At 59.0% G+C, this 19,304-nt stretch carries 16 protein-coding genes; 5 read left to right on the forward strand and 11 right to left on the reverse strand.

Going from position 1 to position 19,304, the window contains the following annotated elements; translation table 11 throughout:
* Window positions 1-2: 2 nt before the first annotated feature.
* The 6 genes from J7412_RS05815 to J7412_RS05840 form a co-directional block, all read right to left on the reverse strand.
* A complete protein-coding gene (locus J7412_RS05815; protein WP_209077818.1) occupies window positions 3-587 on the reverse strand; it encodes an HNH endonuclease in 585 nt (194 codons plus the stop codon).
* 331 nt (window positions 588-918) lie between these two features.
* Window positions 919-2,574 carry a DUF1302 family protein gene (locus tag J7412_RS05820; protein ID WP_209077819.1) on the reverse strand — a complete coding sequence of 552 codons (1,656 nt, stop codon included), beginning with the start codon at window positions 2,572-2,574 and terminating at the stop codon, window positions 919-921.
* Window positions 2,575-2,866: 292 nt separating this feature from the next.
* Complete coding sequence (locus J7412_RS05825) at window positions 2,867-3,532, reverse strand: alpha/beta fold hydrolase (RefSeq protein ID WP_209077820.1); 666 nt, start codon at window positions 3,530-3,532, stop codon at window positions 2,867-2,869.
* Between the two features lie 119 nt (window positions 3,533-3,651).
* Window positions 3,652-4,356, reverse strand: a complete 705-nt coding sequence (gene deoD, locus J7412_RS05830) for a purine-nucleoside phosphorylase (protein WP_209077821.1) — start codon at window positions 4,354-4,356, stop codon at window positions 3,652-3,654.
* Between the two features lie 215 nt (window positions 4,357-4,571).
* Entirely contained in the window at window positions 4,572-4,886 is a 315-nt protein-coding gene (locus J7412_RS05835) for an H-NS histone family protein (protein WP_209061427.1), read from the reverse strand.
* Window positions 4,887-5,067: 181 nt separating this feature from the next.
* Entirely contained in the window at window positions 5,068-7,122 is a 2,055-nt protein-coding gene (locus J7412_RS05840) for a protein meaA (protein ID WP_348540469.1), read from the reverse strand.
* Window positions 7,123-7,185: 63 nt separating this feature from the next.
* Here J7412_RS05840 and J7412_RS05845 point away from each other — a divergent pair, with 63 nt between their 5' ends.
* The 5 genes from J7412_RS05845 (at window position 7,186) to J7412_RS05865 (ending at window position 13,328) form a co-directional block, all read left to right on the forward strand.
* On the forward strand, window positions 7,186-8,616 hold the full coding sequence (locus tag J7412_RS05845; protein WP_348540470.1) for a 1-acyl-sn-glycerol-3-phosphate acyltransferase: 1,431 nt from the start codon (window positions 7,186-7,188) through the stop codon (window positions 8,614-8,616).
* A 151-nt stretch (window positions 8,617-8,767) separates the two neighbouring features.
* A complete protein-coding gene (ccrA, locus tag J7412_RS05850) occupies window positions 8,768-10,054 on the forward strand; it encodes a crotonyl-CoA carboxylase/reductase (RefSeq protein WP_209077822.1) in 1,287 nt (428 codons plus the stop codon).
* A gap of 179 nt (window positions 10,055-10,233) precedes the next feature.
* The gene (locus J7412_RS05855) at window positions 10,234-10,986 is read left to right on the forward strand and encodes a VOC family protein (RefSeq protein WP_209077823.1); all 753 of its coding nucleotides are present in this window, start codon (window positions 10,234-10,236) and stop codon (window positions 10,984-10,986) included.
* Window positions 10,987-11,070: 84 nt separating this feature from the next.
* The gene (locus J7412_RS05860; RefSeq protein WP_209077824.1) at window positions 11,071-12,603 is read left to right on the forward strand and encodes an AAA family ATPase; all 1,533 of its coding nucleotides are present in this window, start codon (window positions 11,071-11,073) and stop codon (window positions 12,601-12,603) included.
* Window positions 12,600-13,328, forward strand: coding sequence for an SDR family oxidoreductase (locus J7412_RS05865; RefSeq protein WP_209077825.1), 729 nt, complete (start codon window positions 12,600-12,602; stop codon window positions 13,326-13,328). The genes J7412_RS05860 and J7412_RS05865 overlap by 4 nt, the downstream gene beginning before the upstream one ends.
* A 118-nt stretch (window positions 13,329-13,446) precedes the next feature.
* Here J7412_RS05865 and J7412_RS05870 read toward each other — a convergent pair whose 3' ends face one another.
* From J7412_RS05870 to J7412_RS05890, 5 genes are all read right to left on the reverse strand, one after another.
* Window positions 13,447-15,345 (reverse strand): PhoX family phosphatase, encoded by a 1,899-nt coding sequence (locus J7412_RS05870; protein ID WP_209061415.1) that lies wholly within the window; start codon window positions 15,343-15,345, stop codon window positions 13,447-13,449.
* 165 nt (window positions 15,346-15,510) lie between these two features.
* A complete protein-coding gene (locus J7412_RS05875; protein WP_209077826.1) occupies window positions 15,511-16,005 on the reverse strand; it encodes a VOC family protein in 495 nt (164 codons plus the stop codon).
* Between the two features lie 173 nt (window positions 16,006-16,178).
* A complete protein-coding gene (locus tag J7412_RS05880) occupies window positions 16,179-17,021 on the reverse strand; it encodes a fumarylacetoacetate hydrolase family protein (RefSeq protein ID WP_209077827.1) in 843 nt (280 codons plus the stop codon).
* A gap of 18 nt (window positions 17,022-17,039) precedes the next feature.
* Window positions 17,040-17,789: an SDR family oxidoreductase gene (locus J7412_RS05885; RefSeq protein WP_209077828.1), complete on the reverse strand. Its 750-nt coding sequence runs from the start codon at window positions 17,787-17,789 to the stop codon at window positions 17,040-17,042.
* Between the two features lie 11 nt (window positions 17,790-17,800).
* Window positions 17,801-19,303, reverse strand: a complete 1,503-nt coding sequence (locus J7412_RS05890) for an aldehyde dehydrogenase (NADP(+)) (RefSeq protein WP_209077829.1) — start codon at window positions 19,301-19,303, stop codon at window positions 17,801-17,803.
* Window position 19,304 lies beyond the last annotated feature (1 nt).

Below are 19,304 nucleotides of genomic sequence, written 5' to 3' on the forward strand. Positions count from 1 at the left end.
TTTTATGCCTGTAGTTCGGCATCCCAATAGAGGTAGTCCATCCAGCTGTCATGCAGGAAGTTGGGGGGGAATTTACGCCCCACATTGCGCAGCTCCTCAGAGCCGGGCTGGCGTGGGGGCTTGCGTAGGCTCATATGTGCCTGACGCAGGCTCTTGGAGCCTTTCTTGAGGTTGCAGGGCGAACAGGCCGCGACCACATTTTCCCAGCTTGTGACGCCACCTGCCGCACGGGGAATGACGTGATCAAAAGTCAGATCTCCGCGGGCGCCACAGTATTGACATTGGAATTCGTCCCTCAGAAATAAATTAAAGCGCGTGAAGGCCACGCGCTTTTGCAGTTTTACATAGTCTTTGAGAACCACAACCGAGGGGATACGTATCTCGGTGGAGGGGCTGCGGACCACATGGTCATATTCAGCCACGATGTCGACACGGTCCATATAGGCGGCTTTGATGGCATCTTGCCAGGGCCAAAGGGAAAGCGGGTAGTAGGAGAGCGGGCGGTAGTCGGCGTTGAGGACAAGGGCAGGGTGGTGTTTCAACCCGCCGGGACTTCGTGTGAATTCTGTCCTGAAATCGCCGTCCATCTTAGCTCTCCCTATGCGCCCATTGGCCTTTCGGCCGACCTGCTTACAACCACTATATCTCGTGTCTTTGATCTGACAAGCCTCACGATATACGTGATTTTCGCCAATGCTGAGACAGCTGCAGGATGCCAGCGCCCAATGACGCTTTGATGACAGGCCTGTGGATAAAATGTAAGCGCCGCGCCTGAATATCAAGCGCGGCGTAAAGGGGGGCTTGGCAGAAGGAAGTTGCCTGCTGCGTGCTGGACCTGTTTCGCTGTTGCGAGGCTTAGCCCAATGGTCGGAGCGGCAAAGCGGATCGTGGCCTTAAATTTGGCGCGAGTAGCGCGCTTTAGTAGAACTTCAGTCCGTTGAGATCGAAGGTTTTTGACAGGGTGAGCGCGAAGCGTGTGTCGTCCTGTGCGACCATACTGCCAATGCCGTGACGGCCAATGGCGTTGGTGGCTTGGGCGTCCACGGTGAAGCCGGATTTGCCAAGGTGATAGCGCGCACCGGCGGCCCATGTGGCTTCATCGCCATCGCGACCGATCGGCGTGACTTCGGCGATCAGTTCCAGGCCGTTGTCAAAGCCGTAGTTCACGCCCATGCCAAAGCCGACCAGTTCGTTGTTGCCAAAGGCGCCGATCTTGGGGCTGGCGGTGAAGGAGAAGCCGTTTCTGGTTTTGTAGTTGGCGATCAGATCGGTGTAAAACACGCCCACCTTTAAGGGGGCAGAGTCTATCTGACGGCCAAAGAGCATGCGTCCGGTGAGGGAGAAGGTGTTGCCGTTGTTCTGATCCATGAAGCGCAGTTTCGGGCCGACCATGTAGCGCACGCTGGTGGTGGGCACGAGGTCCTGATCTGCGGTGGGGTTGTCTGAGTATTTTTCAAAGATGACCTGAATTTCGCCGTCGCGATCTGGGCTGAAGCTCAGCGAGACGCCTTGGTTGTTGTCGTTGCCTCCCCAGACATCGGTGCGCAGCCTGCCGGGCTCAAGCGTGTCGGCGCTGCCAAGCGTGAAGCCGTCCTGTTGCAGGTTCACCTGACGTGTGGTCGGCGGCAGGGACAAGCTGCGATAGCTGACCGGGCGATTGGCGCCGGGGGTGTAGATCAGGCGGGCGCCGGCGAGGACGTCATCGCCATCGGGCCAGAAGGTCATGACACTGGTGGCCGGTGTGTTGCCCCATCCGTTGGTGAGGTACCCCTCAAGTCCAAGGCGTGGAGTGACATTGTAGCGCCCGCCCACGGTCCAGACCGGATCGCTCTCAAAATTGCCATCGCTGTTGATGGTGTTGTCGCCGGAGATAGCTGTTTCGACGGTCCCGAAAATCAGCACGCGGTTGGAGGCGCGGTAGCTGACCCCGGCGCCGAGGCTGACGATGGTGCCGTAAAATTCGTCGCCAGCGATGTCGTCAGGGGCGAGGGTGACACCCGGGGTCAGGTGCAACTGGAGCTTAGGCGACACGCTGTAGGTGATCGGTGCTTTGATTGCACCGACGAAAACCCCATCCTGATTGGTGTCAAATCCGCCCCAGAAATCGGAGCGCAGCGAGACAAAGTTCTCAACCGAGCCAAGGGCAGCAACACTTAGGCGGCCGTTGTCGAAGAGCTGGTACTTGCCCCAGAGTGCGACTTCGGTGGTTTCGATCTGCGGGATGGTTGGAAAACCTGCGACCGGGCCGCCGATGGGATCTACAAAGTTCTGGACGTCGATGCCCATAGTAAAGCGGTCAGTGAAAGCGTAGGAGCCGCCGCCATTGTAGATCTGGTTGCCAGTTCCGGGACGGTCGCCTGGTGAGTTCTGGCGCGCGCCGATGTTGAACTCCACCGTGCCTGCGTGGTTCACGTTGGCCGTTTCAAAGCCCACGATCCGCGTGGGAGGGCCTTCGACCACTGAAGGGCTGGTGGATTGCGCGGCAGCAAGGGCCGGAATAGCGGTGGCAGTGGTCAAGCTCAGTGTCAGAACCAAAGGGGAAAAGGGGCGCGCCTCAGAATTGTGATGGCTCACGGTGGGCTCCAGTAACAATAGGGTTAGTACGAAAGGACAGTATCTTGGGCGTCGGGGCGACCCAAGCGAAATTGGGTTTCAGCCGCGAATTTTGTGAGAGTTTTTAAAAGGCGTGGCCTTGAGGCATCGGCCTCATTAATACGGATGCACTCAACCAGCAATTTACAGAAGAAAATTCAAGGTTGAACTTCTCAAAGGGTTTTCTTCTTGAACTGCATTTTTATCTCAGCCCCTTTGGCAATAACAAACCGTGACGTTTTTCATTTTGCCCGGGGCTGAGATGGAGCAGGCTTTAGAGGCCCAATTTGTCGCGCATAAAGGCGAGGGCGACGCCGAGACCATCTGGCGCGATGCCGTGGGCGGTGCCTTTCATGATGTGGGCGTAGACATCTGTAAAACCGGCTTCTTGAAGAGCCTCAGCGGCTTCGGGAAGAGATTGCGGCGGGACCACATCGTCCTGATCTCCGTGAATGAGCAGGACCGGTGGTTTGCTGACCGCTTCGTCCTTGAGCAAATCAGGCTGCAGCAGGCGGCCGGAAAAGGCCACCACACCTGCGACCGGATCTTCGCGACGCGGCGCAACGTGCAGGCTCATCATGGTGCCCTGAGAGAAGCCCAGCAGCACAACCTGCTCCGGCAGCAGATCTTCGTCCACCATCACGGCATCCAGAAAGGCATTCAGATCATCGACCGCTGCCATCATGCCGCGTTCGCTTTCTTCTTCCGAGGAGCCGTCGATCCAAGGGATGGGGAACCACTGGCGGCCCATAGGCATGCCAGGAATTTCTTCGGGCGCGTCAGGCGAAAGGAACAGCGTGTCGTGGAGGTGTTCCGCCAGCGGATCGGCCAACCCCATCAGATCGGCGCCATTGGCACCATAGCCATGCAGGAAAATCACCGCGGAACGGGTTTCGCCGGAGGCGGGTTCTTTGCGGAGGGTTTGCAATACGCGCGTCATGTCATGGCCTTATGTGATCTCAGAAGGGGCTTTGTTCTGGGATGTGTGTGGCATGTCAGGGCGCGGGTCGCAAGGAGGACGCGGGGGCGCAGTTGCGCCCCCGGTCAAATGTGCAGACTTTAAGCGAAAGCCGCTTCCAGTGCGATTTCCACCATATCGCCAAAGCTCTTCTCGCGATCCTCGGAAGGCAGGGCTTCGCCTGTCAGCAAGTGGTCGGACACGGTGAGCACCGCCAGAGCGCGGCGGCCATGGCGGGCCGCAAGATTATAAAGCTCTGCCGCTTCCATTTCGACGCCAAGAATGCCGTGGCGTGTCATCTGCTCGTTCAGATCAGGGCGTTCGTCATAAAACACATCGGAGCTGTAGATGCCGCCCACATGAGTAGGGGTGCCTTTGGCGGTGGCCGCATCTGCCGCCGCACGCAGAAGACCGTAGTCTGCACAGGGGGCAAAGTTGATCTCTTTGAAGATGCCGCGCGACGGAGTGGAGAGCGAGGTGGCTGTCATGGCGATGATGACGTCGCGCACTTTCACGCTGTCCTGCATGCCGCCACAGGAGCCGATGCGGATCAGGGTCTGAGCGCCATAATCTTTCATCAGCTCATTGGCGTAGATTGACAGGGAGGGCATGCCCATGCCGGAGCCGTGGATGGTGACGCGATTGCCTTTCCACATTCCGGTGAAACCGAGCATGCCGCGCACTTCGTTGACGAGCTTCACGTCACTCAGGAAAGTTTCTGCTGCCCATTTGGCGCGATAAGGGTCGCCAGGCAGCAGCACTGTTTCAGCAATATCTCCGGGCTGGGCGCCGATATGGACGGTCATGCAGGTATCCTTTCAAGCATCAAAGCGACGGCAGAGCGGTCGCTGTCAATAAAGAGCCTTGATGCGCAACCGCGTGGGCAACATCAAGACGGAATTCAGGGAAAGTGCTTAATTGAAAGCAATAAAGCCGGGGCCTCTGTCAGATCAACCTTTGTGAGGTGTCTGCGGAGGTCCCGGCTTTCAAAAGCGGTCGTCTCTGAACCGAAAGTCGTCGATCAGACTTCCATTTGATCAGGCGTGATGCCCGCGGCCAGTGCCTGATCAAACCATTTTGGCTTGCGGCCTTTGCCCGTCCAAGTTTGGGTCTTGTCCTCGGGGTGCGCGTATTTCGGCACGCCTTTCATAAAGCCGTTCTTTTTCTTGCCGGTCGCAGTTGCCAGTTCTTCCAGAGAGAAGCCGTATTTCTCAGCAGCTTCTTCGACAGCTTTCAGCGCGTCTGTTTTGCGCTGTGCTTCGCGCTTCTCCAGTTGAATGTCAATTTGCGCGCGCAGATCAATAAGTGCGTCGCGGGACAATTCTTCCAAGTTCATTTGTGTAGTCTCTATTCATGTGGTGGTGGCGACTTTTCGCCGATGCTGCATAGAGATTGCAAGTGTAATATCTATTAACCGGGTGAAATTCCGAGAAATTGCACGAATTAGTTGCGGGAAAGAGTATTTCTTTCCCGCTTAAATCTGTTTCTTTCTCAATAAAGAGTTGAGGCGCGATTTCTTACGCGGCGGCAGATTCCGGGGCGGCCAAGGTCACGATATCGCGCATGATGGTGTTCAGTTCGAAGTCTTTCGGGGTGTAAACCCGCGCCACGCCCATCGCCCGCAGACGTTCCGCGTCGTCATCCGGAATGATGCCACCCACGATCACCGGCGTATCGCCAAGGCCCGCGGCAGACATGCGTGCCATGAGGTCTTCGACCAGCGGGATGTGCGAGCCTGACAGAATAGAGAGCCCGACAACATGCGCCTCGTCTTCAAGCGCCTTGGCCACGATCTCCTCCGGGGTAAGGCGGATGCCGTCATAGGTGATGTCCATGCCGCAATCGCGTGCGCGGAAGGCGATTTGCTCGGCGCCATTGGAGTGACCGTCAAGGCCCGGTTTGCCAATAACAAACTTCAGGCGGCGGCCCAGACGGTCGGAGACCGCATCCACGGCATCACGGATGTCATCCAACCCTTCGGTTTTGTTGGACGGCGCGCCTGATACCCCGGTTGGGCCACGGTATTCGCCATGCACCACCCGCATCTGCGCGGCCCATTCGCCGGTTGTGACACCGGCTTTGGCTGCCGCAATAGAGGCGGGCATCACGTTTGCGCCGCTGGCTGCTGCTTCACGGAGATCTTTCAAGGCTTTCTCCACGGCGGCCTGATCGCGGCTGGCGCGCCACTCGTTCAGACGGCCGATCTGATCCTGCTCCACAGCGGGGTCCACCACCATAATGCCGCCATCGCCGGTCATCAGCGGGGAAGGCTCGCCTTTCTGGAATTTGTTGACCCCGACCACAACGGTTTCGCCTGCCTCGATACGGTTGAGGCGGTCGGCGTTGCTGTCTACGAGGCGGGACTTCATGTAGTCGATCGCGCCAATGGCACCGCCCATGCTGCCGAGGTTGGCCAGCTCGCTGCGGGCACCTGACTTGAGCTCTTCGACTTTGGCGTCCACTGCGGGGTTGCCGTCAAACAGGTCGTCATATTCCAGCAGATCGGTTTCAAACGCCATGATCTGTTGCATGCGCATAGACCACTGCTGATCCCAAGGGCGGGGCAGGCCGAGGGCCTCGTTCCAAGCGGGCAATTGCACCGCGCGGGCACGGGCTTTCTTCGACAAAGTCACCGCCAGCATTTCGATCAGAATGCGGTAGACGTTGTTTTCAGGCTGCTGCTCGGTCAGGCCGAGAGAGTTCACCTGCACCCCGTAGCGGAAGCGGCGCGATTTGGGATCGGTCACACCATAGCGCTCAACCAGAATTTCGTCCCAGAGATCCACAAAGGCGCGCATTTTGCACATCTCGGTGACAAAGCGGATGCCGGCATTCACAAAGAAGGAAATACGGCCGCAGAGGCGCGGGAAATCTTCTTCGGGAACGCGGGGCTTTAGGGCATCAAGCACGGCGATGGCGGTAGCGAGGGCAAAGGCCAGCTCCTGCTCGGGCGTCGCGCCTGCTTCCTGCAAGTGGTAGGAACAGACGTTCATCGGGTTCCACTTGGGCACATTGGTGTAGCAGTACTCCGCCACATCCGCGATCATCTTCAGGCTTGGCTCGGGCGGGCAGATATAGGTGCCGCGCGACAGGTATTCCTTGATCAGGTCGTTTTGCACCGTGCCTTGTAGCTTAGTGACGTCAGCGCCCTGTTCTTCGGCAACTGCAATATAGAGCGACAACAACCATGGCGCGGTGGCGTTGATCGTCATGGAGGTGTTCATCTGCTCGAGCGGGATCTGGTCAAACAGAGTGCGCATGTCGCCAAGGTGACACACAGGCACGCCCACTTTGCCAACTTCGCCACGTGACAGAACGTGGTCGCTGTCATAACCGGTCTGGGTCGGGAGATCGAAAGCCACGGACAGGCCGGTCTGACCCTTTTCCAGGTTGGAGCGGTAGAGCGCGTTTGAGGCTTTGGCGGTGGAGTGACCGGCGTAGGTCCGAATCAACCAGGGACGGTCTTTGGTCGGGGTTTGCTGCGTCTGCGACATGGGGCTTCCCTCTGTTCGGCGGCCAAGACAGGGCTCGGCAATAATCTTGCGCTTGAGCGTAGATATGCGAAACATCATGCGCAAGTCAATTCGCTGCGTTGCGGCAAATACGTTCCGTCATTCCGGCAGGCGGAGGCGGGCATGCAGAGATACCTGTTTACCTCAGCAGGCGCTGTTGCCAGACTCCGCGCCATGACATCGACCGTAGAACTCCCTCTCTGGCTGTTTGTGCTGATCCTGCTGTTTGCGATTGTAACAGCCGCGAGCCATTTGCTTTTTCCCTCTGTGCGCTGGTTTTTCCGGCGGCGGATGGAGCGGGCTGTGGCGCAGTTGAACGAGCGCCTGCAGCGACCGATTGAGCCGTTCAAGCTGGCACAGCGTCATGACATGATCCAACGGCTGATCTATCAGCCGGACGTCACACGCGCGGTGTCGGAATATGCCCGTGAGAAAGGTATTCCCGACGCGGTGGCCTTTGAGGAGGCTCGCCGGTACGCGCGGGAGATTGTGCCGTCTTTCTCGGCGACCATGTATTTTGGGGTCGCTATTCGCCTGACGCGTTTCTTCAGCCGCGCTCTGTATCATGTGCGTGTGGGCTTTGCCGATGAGGCTGCCATCAATGCGCTGCCCAAAGATGCCACGGTGGTCTTTGTGATGAACCATCGCAGCAACATGGATTATGTGCTTGTGACTTATCTGGCGGCGCAACGGTCGGCGCTGACCTATGCTGTCGGGGAATGGGCGCGTGTTTGGCCGCTGAGCCGTCTGATCCGGGCGATGGGGGCCTACTTTATTCGGCGGCGGTCACAAAGTGATCTCTATCGCCGGGTTCTGGCAGCCTATGTGCGGCTGGCCACCGAGGCCGGGGTGACACAGGCCATGTTCCCTGAAGGTCGCTTGAGCCTTGATGGTGCCCCGCAGGAGCCGAAGCGCGGGCTGCTCAAATATATCACGGATGCCTTTGATGGTTTTGAGGAGCAGGGGCATGATGTGGTGTTTGTACCGGTGGCCCTGAACTACGACCGTGTGCTGGAAGACCGCATTTTGCTGGAAGCCAAGGCGCGTGGAGGGAAAGGGTTCCGCGCGCGCATCAGCGTGATCCTCGGCTTTTTTGTGAAGCAGATCCTGCTGCGCTTCGTTGGGCGCTATCGCAAATTTGGCACCGCAGGGGTGCGGTTTGGCCATCCGCTGTCGCTGACGGAGTTTGTGGCAGGGCAAGCGCGGCAAGAGAGTGAAGACCTTGCCGAACCGCTGTCTTTGGAGCTGATGGAGCGCATCAATGCGGTGGTGCCTGTGCTATCTGTGCCGCTGGTGGCCGCGATTTTGCAGGATGCCGAGGCTCCGATGACCCTCGATGAGGTCAAAATGGTGTATGATGGCCATATGGTCCGGCTGGGTGACGCATCGGAAGCGGCGCAAGACGCCGGAGATGAGGACGCAACGGAAACCGGACTGCGTATTTTGGTGGGCCGCCGGATGATTGCCCAAGAGGGTGACCGCTACTTTAGGAAAGAAAATCAAGATGATGAGCTGGCATTCTATGCCAATTCAGTACGTCACCTATTGAATTAATTTCGCATACGCAGCGTGAAATGCTGCAGCTGCTGGGTCATAAAATTACAAAAAGCAACCGGAGATGGTTGCAATGTTACTTTGTCGCCGGTATCTCGGTGGTGGAAACGCGATTCTGCATCGCGGCAATATGACCAAACAGGAGGCGAAAATGGCTCTGGATACCGAAAACAGCATTTTGACCTACGATGCGCCCAAGAAGGATCTCTATGAGGTTGGCGAGATGCCTCCCATGGGGCACGTTCCAAAGCAGATGTATGCTTGGGCCATCCGCCGTGAGCGTCAGGGCGAGCCGGACAAGGCGATGCTTCAGGAAGTTGTCGACGTGCCAACGCTCGACAGCCACGAGGTGCTGGTTTTGGTGATGGCCGCCGGTGTGAACTACAACGGTGTTTGGGCAGGCCTCGGTGTGCCTGTGTCCATGTTCGATGTGCACAAGCAGCCTTACCACATTGCTGGTTCTGATGCGTCCGGCATCGTTTGGGCCGTGGGTGATAAGGTGAAGCGCTGGAAAGTGGGCGACGAAGTTGTGATCCACTGCAACCAGGATGACGGCGACGACGAGCACTGCAACGGTGGCGATCCGATGTATTCCGACAGCCAGCGCATCTGGGGCTATGAGACACCTGATGGGTCTTTCTCTCAGTTCACACGGGTGCAAGCACAGCAGTTGATGCCACGCCCCAAGCACCTCACCTGGGAAGAGAGCGCGTGTTACACGCTGACGCTGGCAACCGCGTATCGTATGCTGTTTGGTCACGAACCTCATGACCTGAAGCCGGGTCAGAACGTGCTGGTTTGGGGCGCGTCCGGTGGTCTGGGTTCCTATGCGATCCAGCTGATCAACACCGCAGGTGCCAACGCCATTGGTGTGATCTCTGACGAGAGCAAGCGTGACTTTGTCATGAGCCTCGGCGCCAAGGGTGTGCTCAACCGTAAAGACTTCAACTGCTGGGGTCAGCTGCCGACAGTGAACACGCCGGAATATGCCGAATGGTTCAAAGAGGCGCGCAAGTTCGGCAAAGCCATCTGGGACATCACCGGCAAAGGCGTGAACGTCGATATGGTGTTTGAACACCCCGGCGAAAGCACCTTCCCTGTGTCCACCTTCGTGGTGAAAAAGGGCGGCATGGTTGTGATCTGCGCCGGCACTTCCGGTTTCAACTGTACCTTTGACGTGCGCTACATGTGGATGCACCAGAAGCGTCTGCAGGGCTCCCACTTTGCGCACCTGAAGCAGGCCTCCGCTGCCAACCAGCTGATGGTGGAGCGTCGTCTGGATCCGTGCATGTCCGAAGTGTTCCCATGGGCAGAGCTGCCGGATGCGCACATGAAGATGCTGCGCAACGAGCACAAGCCGGGCAACATGTCTGTGCTGGTGCAGGCGCCCAAGACCGGTCTGCGCACCCTGGAAGACGTGCTTGAGGCTGGTAAGTAACAAGATTGGTCCAACGGTTTCCCCCGTTTTCCTCCTGCCCCCGGATCAGAGATGGTTCGGGGGTTTTTTGTTTCTTTGGACAGCTTGTGCGTGGTGTGGTGCGCAGAGATTGCGCACCCTACGGGGTGGTCCATTGGGGGCTGGGGCGTTAGGGATCTAGATCAAGAGGGGGGATGGCCATGGCAAAACTAGACACAGTGACTTTGCGGGTCTTGGATCCGGACCGGCAAAAGCAGTTTTATTGCGACGTGCTGGGCATGCGGGAACTGGGCGCTGGGCGTATCGGCTACGGTGGCGAGGAGGCGGCGCTGGTTTTTGAGCAGGCTCACGAGGGCTATCAGGCGACGCGCGGCGACCTCTACTGGAAGATCGCGCTGTCGGTGCCGGATATTGAGCTGGCCTGCGCGCAGCTGGCCAAGGCTGGTGTCGCGGTCTCTGAGCCGCACCAATTTGAAGATGTCGGCTATCTGGCGCATTTTGCGGATCCTGAAGGGTTTTCAATTGAGCTGATTGATCATGCCTTCAAAGGCGCGCGGGGCCCGGTTTCCAGTGATGCGGCGCTATTGGGAGGCGGGGCACATCTGAGCCTTGTGACCTTGCGGATCGCGGATCTTGAAGCAGTGGAGCCCACGCTTCTGCGCTGGGGAATGCGCAAATTGTCGGTGCAGCCGCTGACGGACTACGGCTTTACCCTGCATTTTTACGCCTTCACAGAAGAGCAGCCGCCGGAAGCGGATCTGGTGGCTGTGGCCAATCGCACGTGGACCTATCAGCGTCCCTATACGGTGCTTGAGCTGCAACATGTGGCTGCGCTTGAAGCGGTGCGGGTGCCTAAGCAAGGCGAGGCTGGGTATGTTGGGGTGACGATTGCCTCTGACGCGGATGCGGGTTTTGCGGATCTGGAGCGTTTGAAGATACGATGGGCTGGATAGAGCTGCGCGGAGATCGCGTGCTTGACGGGGGGTGGTGAACGAAAGCTGCTGGCTCCTGCGGACTGCCCGCTATAGGGTCGCGCCATGAGCAGTACATCCATCACTTTCAGCCATGATCAGGCTGACGCCTTTGACAATATTTCCACCCTGCTCAAAGGGCTGGGGGTGGATCTGGACGAGGGGCTGTTGAGCCCGCCCACAGAAGGCAAACAGGCCATCGCGGCTGTGACCGGCAAGGCCGGGTCGGGCAAAACCCTGCTGCTTTCGGAGCTTGTGAAGGCGCTGGAAGAGGCTGGCGTTGACATCGTTTCCGGTGATTTTGAGGGCAAAAAGAAGAAAGATCGCCGGACGCTGGCGGTTTTGGCGCCGACCAACAAGGCGGCCAGTGTGCTGCGGATGCGCGGGGTGCCTGCGACCACCATTCACCGCATCATCTACACCCCGGTCTATGATCCTGAATATGAGAAGATTGCGGAGTGGCTGGCCGAGAACGGCGAACGCCCGGAGATTGAAGGCCTTACCGATGAGGCGCTGGACCGGGCGCTGGAGTTCTACAAGGTGCATAAATCCATTCCCGGCGCGCTGGCGGCTGCAGGGCTGCGGGGCAGTGATTTTATCACCGGCTGGAAGCGGCGCGATGAGCCGCTGGATATTGGCTTCATCGATGAAAGCTCGATGCTGGATGACAAGCAGTTTGATGACCTGAAAGAGATTTTCTCCACGCTGGTGTTGTTTGGTGATCCTGCGCAGCTGGCACCGGTGAACCAATCCGGGGCGATGGTGTTTGATAAGCTGCCCGCGCCGTCGGTCTATAATCTGGAGCGTATCCACCGTCAGGAGGCGGACAACCCGATCCTTGATCTGGCTCATGCTTTGGCCGACCCGCAGATGCAATTTCATGACTTTGAGCGCATGGTGGAAGAGACCGCGCGCAAGGATGATCGGGTGCAATATGCGCAGCGGGTTGAGGTGGATCTGATGGCGCGCAGCCCGGTTCTGGTATGGCGCAATGCGACGCGCATCCGGCTGATCCATGCGTTTCGCCATGTGCATGGCGCACCTGAAGATGAATTGCTTGAGGGCGAGCCGCTGATTTGTGACGGGATCGAGCTGCCGCTTAAGCACCGCAAGAAGCGGCTGGATCTGGAGGCGCGGGGCCTGATCAAAGGCGCGCAGGTGATCTATCTCGGGCCGGGGCGTAAGCCGGGCTTTTCGCGGCTGCATGTGATGGGCGCGGAAGATCCGCGGGTCTCGGCGGCCTCGATTGTGAAGATCGAAGCACCGGAGGAGGAAGAGCCGTTTATTCCTTATGCGGCGCGCATGGGGGCAACCTTTCTGCACGGGGCGGCGGTGACCATTCACAAGGCGCAGGGTTCTCAGTGGGAGAATGTGCAGGTTTTTGCGCCGGACCTGTTTGTGGCAGCAAGAATGAACCGGATGGAGGCCGGGCAACCATTGTGGAAGCGGTTGGCCTATGTGGCGATCACGCGGGCCAGCGAGCGCCTCTATTGGGTGGTGCGCAACCGGTTGGCCAAACCGTCAGACGGGCTGCGAGTGGATGATCTGATCACCGCGCCAGCCCCATTGACGTTGGAAGCGCAGGAGGAGAGTGCATGAAGAGCATCATTGTGACCGGCGCAAGCCAGGGGATCGGGCGCGCGACAGCAGAAGTGTTCCTGAAGGCGGGCTGGCGCGTGGGTGTTTTGGCCCGCAGCGAAGCCAAGCTGCAGGAGCTGGCCAGCTCCTATGACACTGCGGTGCCGCTGGTGGCAGATGTGACAGATGCCGCAGCCATGGAGAGCGCTTTTGCACGGTTTGTCGCCCGCACCGAACGCCTTGATGCATTGTTCAACAACGCCGGTATGTTTGGCCCCGTGGGGCCGATTGATGAGATTGATCTTGGCGGGTTTGATCAAGTGCTGGATGTGAACGTGCGTGGCATGTTCATTGCCGCGAAACTGGCCTTTGCGCAGATGCGGCGTCAGTCGCCGCAGGGTGGGCGGATCATCAATAACGGTTCGCTGGCCGCGCATGTGCCGCGTGAAGGCTCGGTGTGTTACACGTTGACCAAACACGCGATTACGGGGCTGACACGGAGCCTGTCGCTTGATGGGCGCGCCTATGATGTGGCTTGCGGGCAAATTGATATTGGTAACGCCGCCACCGATATGGTGACAGGCATCAACGCGCGCCTGATTGCGGAGGGCAAAACGCCCAATCCGTCGATGGATGTGGAAGATGCCGCCAAATCGGTGTTGCATATGGCGGAGCTGCCGCTGAGCGCAAATGTGCAGTTCATGACCGTAATGGCGACCAAAATGCCCTATATCGGGCGCGGCTGAGATCGTCGCCGCTTTCGCGGTCACTACCGCCAAATAGGAGAGCCCCCGACCAAAGTGAGATCGGGGGCGAATGTATTGGTGCTAAAAAGCGTTTTGGTAGTCAGAATAGGCGTTGTCGTTATCCGATCAGGCCGCCGTCGGTGCGACGGACTGCAAATACACCGGACCGTGGCACAGAGGTGCCGCCGTCAGGGAAGTGAGAGTCGCCGCGCTCGCCAGGATGCTGAATTCCGACAAACATGGTGCGGCGGTCCGGGGACCAGCACACGCCGGTGACTTCGCATTCTTTTGGCCCCACCAGAAAGCGGCGGATTTCGCCGGTTACGGTGTCGCCTGCGAGCATCTGGTTGTTGCCCATGCCCGCAAAGTCTTCGGCATTAGAATAGTTGCCGTCGGTCTGGATCCACAACAGGCCGGTGCTGTCAAAGGCCATGCCGTCAGGTGAGTTGAACATATTTCCGGCATTGATGTTCTCGCTGCCTGCATATGCATCGCTGTGAACATCCGGGTTGCCCGCAAGCGCGAACAGGTTCCAGCTGAAGCCGGTGGATGTGTGGTCCTCATCATCCGCCATCCAGCGCGCGATTTGGCCATAGTGGTTTTCAACACGCGGGTTGGGGCCGTTTGCGGAGGTGTCATCGCCACCTGCATTTGGCTTCACGCCGCGGTTCTTGTTGTTGGTGAGGGCGACATAGGCCTCGGTCTTGGTGGGGTTCACCGCCACCCATTCCGGGCGGTCCATGGTGGTGGCACCCACTTTAGAAGCCGCCTGACGGGTGTGGATGCGGATTTCCGCTTCGGTCATGCCGGTGGTTTCCGGTGTCAGCGCCAGCCATTCGCCGCGCATGTCATCGTGGAATTTGGCCACAAACAGATCGCCGCTTTCCAGAAGATCCGAGTTGTCGCCTACGCCGGAATATGTGCCTTCGGAGACAAATTTATAGAGGAACTCACCACGTTCATCATCGCCCATATAGACGACAACCTTACCATTGGCGGCAACAACCACGGCGGCGTTTTCATGTTTGAAACGACCAAGTGCTGTGCGCTTTTTCGGGGTTGAGGTCGGGTCAAACGGGTCGATTTCCACCACATAGCCCGCGCGGTTGGGTTCGTTTGGATCTTTGGCAACATCAAAGCGCGGGTCGACTTTGGCCCAGCCATAGCCCCAGTCTTTGGAAGACACGCCGTAGCGCTTGAGCTCTGCGCTGACCTCATGGGCCTCATCTTCTGCGGAGAAGTAACCGTTGAAGTTTTCTTCGCAGGCCAGATAGGTGCCCCAAGGGGTTTCGCCGTTGCCGCAGTTGTTCCAAGTGCCTTTGCAGGTGGTGCCGGTTGGGTCGGCGGTGGTTTTCATGAGGTCGTGGCCTGCTGCAGGGCCGGTGATCTCCATATCGGTTTGCGGTGTCACGCGGCGGTTCAGGTCGCTGTCGATCACAACTTGCCATTTGCCATCATCCCCGCGCGCCACTTCGACCACAGACACACCATGGGCCATCATGCCTTTTTCAACATCGTCATCCGTGACCCAAGCGCCGTCCGGGTTGTTGCCCCAGAGGATCTTGCGGTTGGTATATTCATTGTTGATCGCCATCACATGACGGCCACCTTTGGTGAAGAAGGCCATGCCATCGTTGTTGTCGCCAAAGGCACCGGCCTGAGAGGCGGCGGTGCCACGGGTGGCTTCGTCAAACGCCGGGGTGCTGCTGAAAAGCGGATCGCCCCAGGTCACAACCTGTTCCCACTCAAAACCTTCGGGCACGGTGATCGTGTCCTCGGAATTGGCAGGGATTTGGTGGAAGCCAAAGCGGTCAGCGTGGCCATGACCGCCTGCTTGTGCATCGCGGGTCAGAGCCGTGGTGCCGACAAGGAAGGAGCCCAGACCAAAAGTCATCACGCCGCCAAGAAAGCCACGGCGAGACAGGGCGCTTTCGACCACGCGATCAAAATCAGTTTCTTCGGCGCGGGGGGAAATCAATTCGTCAATCTCGTCAAACGACAGGTCATCGTGGGACATGGCTGGCTCCTTAAGCTGGCTGGGGCGCACCCCAAGTTAATACTAGGTAAAGAAGCTAGGATGCGTCCGATTCAGTTTTGTGACAAGAAATACTCATCTTTATGACAGTGCGGCTGACGTAGATTTCCCTGAGATTTCGGCATGTTCTTGCCGGCACATGGATGGCTATCGTGCCTCTGACAGGAGTTGCTCCAAGGGCAATGGGCGGCTGTACATCTGCAAAGAGCCGTCTTCATGGCGGGGCCATTCTGCGGGGTCGCGGTCGCAATAGAGCTCGACACCATTGCCGTCGGGATCGTTGAAATAGATGGCTTCTGAGACGCCGTGATCAGAGGCGCCCACCACCGGAAAGCCCGCATCTATGACGCGCTTAACGGCGGTGGCGAGATCCGCGCGGGAGGCATAGAGCAGGGCAGTATGAAACAGACCCGTGTGGCCCTCAGGCGCAGGCGTGCCGCCTTTGCTGCGCCATGTGTTGAGGCCGATGTGGTGGTGATATCCATCCGCCCCAAGAAACGCGGCCTCACTGCCAAGGCGAGCTTGTACCTCAAAGCCCAGCACATCTGCATAAAAGGCAATGGCGCGTTCTAGATCGGCGACTTTCAGATGGACGTGGCCGATGCGTGCTGAGGGGGCGAGGGCTGCTGCGGGCTGTGTCATGGGACTCTCCTTTGCTTAGGGAGAGTTTAGGAGCGGGCGGCGGGGGCGAAAACTCGCGTTTGGGCGCGAAGCCTGTGCGTGAACGCGCAGAGCAGCGCTGAGCGGCAGGCAAAAAAGAAGGGCCGGAGCTGCTTGGCAGTCCGGCCCTTTGGGCGATGCTATGTCAGGAAAACTTAGCCTGCGACGACGTTTTGTTTCTGCACACCGAGGCCTTCGATGCCCAGCTCCATTTTGTCGCCCGGCTTGAGATAGGTCTGCGGGTTTTGGCCCATGCCCACACCCGGAGGGGTGCCGGTGGAGATCACGTCGCCCGGCTGCAGGGACATGAACTGGCTGAGATGTGAGATCACGGTGGCCACGTCAAAATGCATCGTCTTGGTGGAGCCGTCCTGATAGCGGTGGCCGTTGACCTCAAGATACATCGGCAGGTTCTGCGGATCTGCCACTTCGTCGCGGGTCACCAGCCAAGGGCCGATGGGGCCGAAGGTGTCGGCGGATTTGCCTTTGACCCACTGGCCAGAGCGGTGCAGCTGGAAGTCACGCTCAGACAGGTCGTTGACCACGCAGTAACCTGCGACATGGTCCAGCGCTTCTTCTTTGCTGACGTATTTGGTGTGTTTGCCGATCACCACGCCCAGTTCAACCTCCCAGTCGGATTTCACCGAGGTGCGTGGGATTTCAACATCGTCGTTGGGGCCGGAAATTGCCGAAGTGGCCTTAAAAAAGATCACCGGCTCCTCTGGCAGGGCCATGCCGGACTCCGCAGCGTGGTCGGCGTAGTTCAGACCGATGCAGATGAATTTGCCAACATGGCCCACACATGCGCCGATGCGTGGCGATCCTTCGACCACCGGAAGGCTGGCCGGGTCGATCGCGCGCAGTTTGGCGAGGCTTTCGTCGCTGAGCGCCGCGCCTGCGATGTCATCCACATGGCCGGAAAGATCGCGGATATTGCCCGCATCATCCTGCAGGCCGGGTTTCTCTGCCCCGACCGGGCCGTACCGTAGAAGCTTCATTGAGGTGTCCTTTCTCGCTCAGATCGTCCAGCCGCCATCGATGGCGAAGGGCTGGCCGGAAGTGTATTTGCTGGCCTCGCTGGCCAGATAAAGCGCCAGCTCTGCGATTTCATCTGCGGTGCCGATGCGGCCCATGGGCTGGCGGGCAATAAAGTCGTTCATGGCCTGCTCATAGTCCCCTGTAGCGCGCAGGCGGTCATGCAGGCTTGGGCTGTCCACAGTGCCCGGGCAGATGGCGTTGCAGCGGATGCCCTGCGCCACGTAATCGGCTGCCACAGCTTTGGTCAAGCCGAGAACCGCGCCCTTGGAGGCGCAATAGGCAAAGCGGTTTGGCACGCCTTTCATGGAGGACGCCACCGAGGACATGTTGATGATAGAGCCGCCGCCGTTTTCCAGCATGGCCGGGAGGGTCAGCTGGATCAGGCGGTACATTGCCTTGACGTTGAGATCGAAGCTGAAGTCCCAGTCTTTCTCCGAGCACTCCAGAATGGTGCCACCTGCGACATAGCCTGCGCAGTTAAAGAGCACGTCCAACGCAGGCAGGTCGGCGGCGGCCTTTGCCACCGCAGCACCATCGGTCACATCAAGCTTGAGCGCGGTCACCCCGTCGATTTGGGCCAGCTCGGCCAGCGATGCATCGTTGATGTCGCTGGCAATCACTTGCGCGCCTTCTGCCACAAAGAGCTCTGTGGTGGCGCGGCCAATGCCTTGGCCCGCCGCCGTGATGAGCGCTGTTTTGCCAGCCAGTCGGCCAGTTACCTCAGTCATTTGTTTGGTCCTTATACCTGTTCAGGCAACAGCTCTGCCGGAATGTTCTGATAGCAGACCGGGCGCAGGAACCGGCGAATGGAGAGCGTGCCCACAGAGGTGGCCCCAAAATTGGTAGAGGCCGGGTAGGGGCCGCCATGTACCATCGTATCGGAGACCTCAACGCCGGTTGGGAAGCCATTGGCGAGTACGCGGCCGGCTTTGCGCTCCAGCAGCGGCAGCAATGCTTGCGCTTCTTGGGTGTCGCCCGCGTCCATTTGCAGGGTGCAGGTCAGCTGGCCTTCAATCGCCCGGGCGACCTCGTGCATTTGTGCGGTGTCACGCACGCGCACGATGATGCCCATCGGTCCAAAGACTTCTTCTTGGAGGTGGGTATCCGCGAGCCAATCTTCGCCCGCAACGCTAAAGAGATAGGGCTTGGCTGCGCGATCCGGACAAGAAGAGCCCATGACTTCAGTCACACCTTTGCTGCCCGTCACACGCGCCACGCCGTCGCGATAGGCAGCGGCGATACCGTCTGTCAGCATGGTTTGGGCGTCGGTGGCTTCGAGTGTGGTCTGCGCGGCCGCTTGAAGGGCGTCTGCCTCTGCACCGTCGATCACCACGGCGATCCCGGGGTTGGTGCAAAATTGTCCTGCGCCCATGGTCAGGGAGCCTGCCCAGCCCGTGCCGATTGCGGCTGCGCGGGCGCCTGCAGCGGCGGGCAGAACAAACATTGGGTTTACAGAGCCGAGTTCGCCAAAGAAGGGGATTGGCTCGTCGCGCTGAGCGCAAAGGTCAAAGAGCGCACGGCCCCCGGCGAGGCTGCCGGTGAAACCCACGGCGCGGATCAGGGGATGTTGTACGAGACGGGTGCCCACATCGCGTTTTCCGCCCTGAACAAGCGAGAAGATACCCGGATGCATATCGAGTGCCTTCAGTGCTGCATCAACCGCCTGCGCAACGATTTCGCCTGTGCCGGGGTGGGCGGAGTGGCCTTTGACCACAACGGGGCAGCCAGCAGCAAGTGCGGCGGCGGTGTCACCCCCAGCGGTCGAGAAGGCCAGTGGGAAGTTTGAGGCACCAAAAACGGCCACCGGGCCAATGGGGCGCTGAATCATGCGCAGCTCCGGGCGCGGCAAAGGCGCGCGATCGGGCAGAGCTTCATCATGGCGCAGGTCAAGGTAAGTACCCGCTTCAATGTGATCGGCAAAAAGGCGTAGCTGGCCAGTGGTACGGCCACGCTCGCCTTCCAGACGCATCGCGGGCAACCCGGTTTCTTGAGTGCCTATTTCGGTGATAGCGTCGCCACGTGCGTCGATTTCTTTGGCGATTTTGCGCAATAGCGCGGCGCGTTCACTGCGGGGGGACCAGCCGAAGCTGGCAAATGCGGCTTCAGCCGCTTCCACGGCGGCATCCACATGTACAGGTGTGCCTACAGCAAAATCATGGCTTTCGCCGGTGGCGGGTTCAGAGGCAAAGGTTGCGTCGCCTGCGACCCAGTCGCCAGCAATTAGGTGTTTTCCGGTCAGCATA

The organism is Shimia sp. R9_3 (assembly GCF_017743755.1).
GTDB lineage: Bacteria > Pseudomonadota > Alphaproteobacteria > Rhodobacterales > Rhodobacteraceae > Shimia.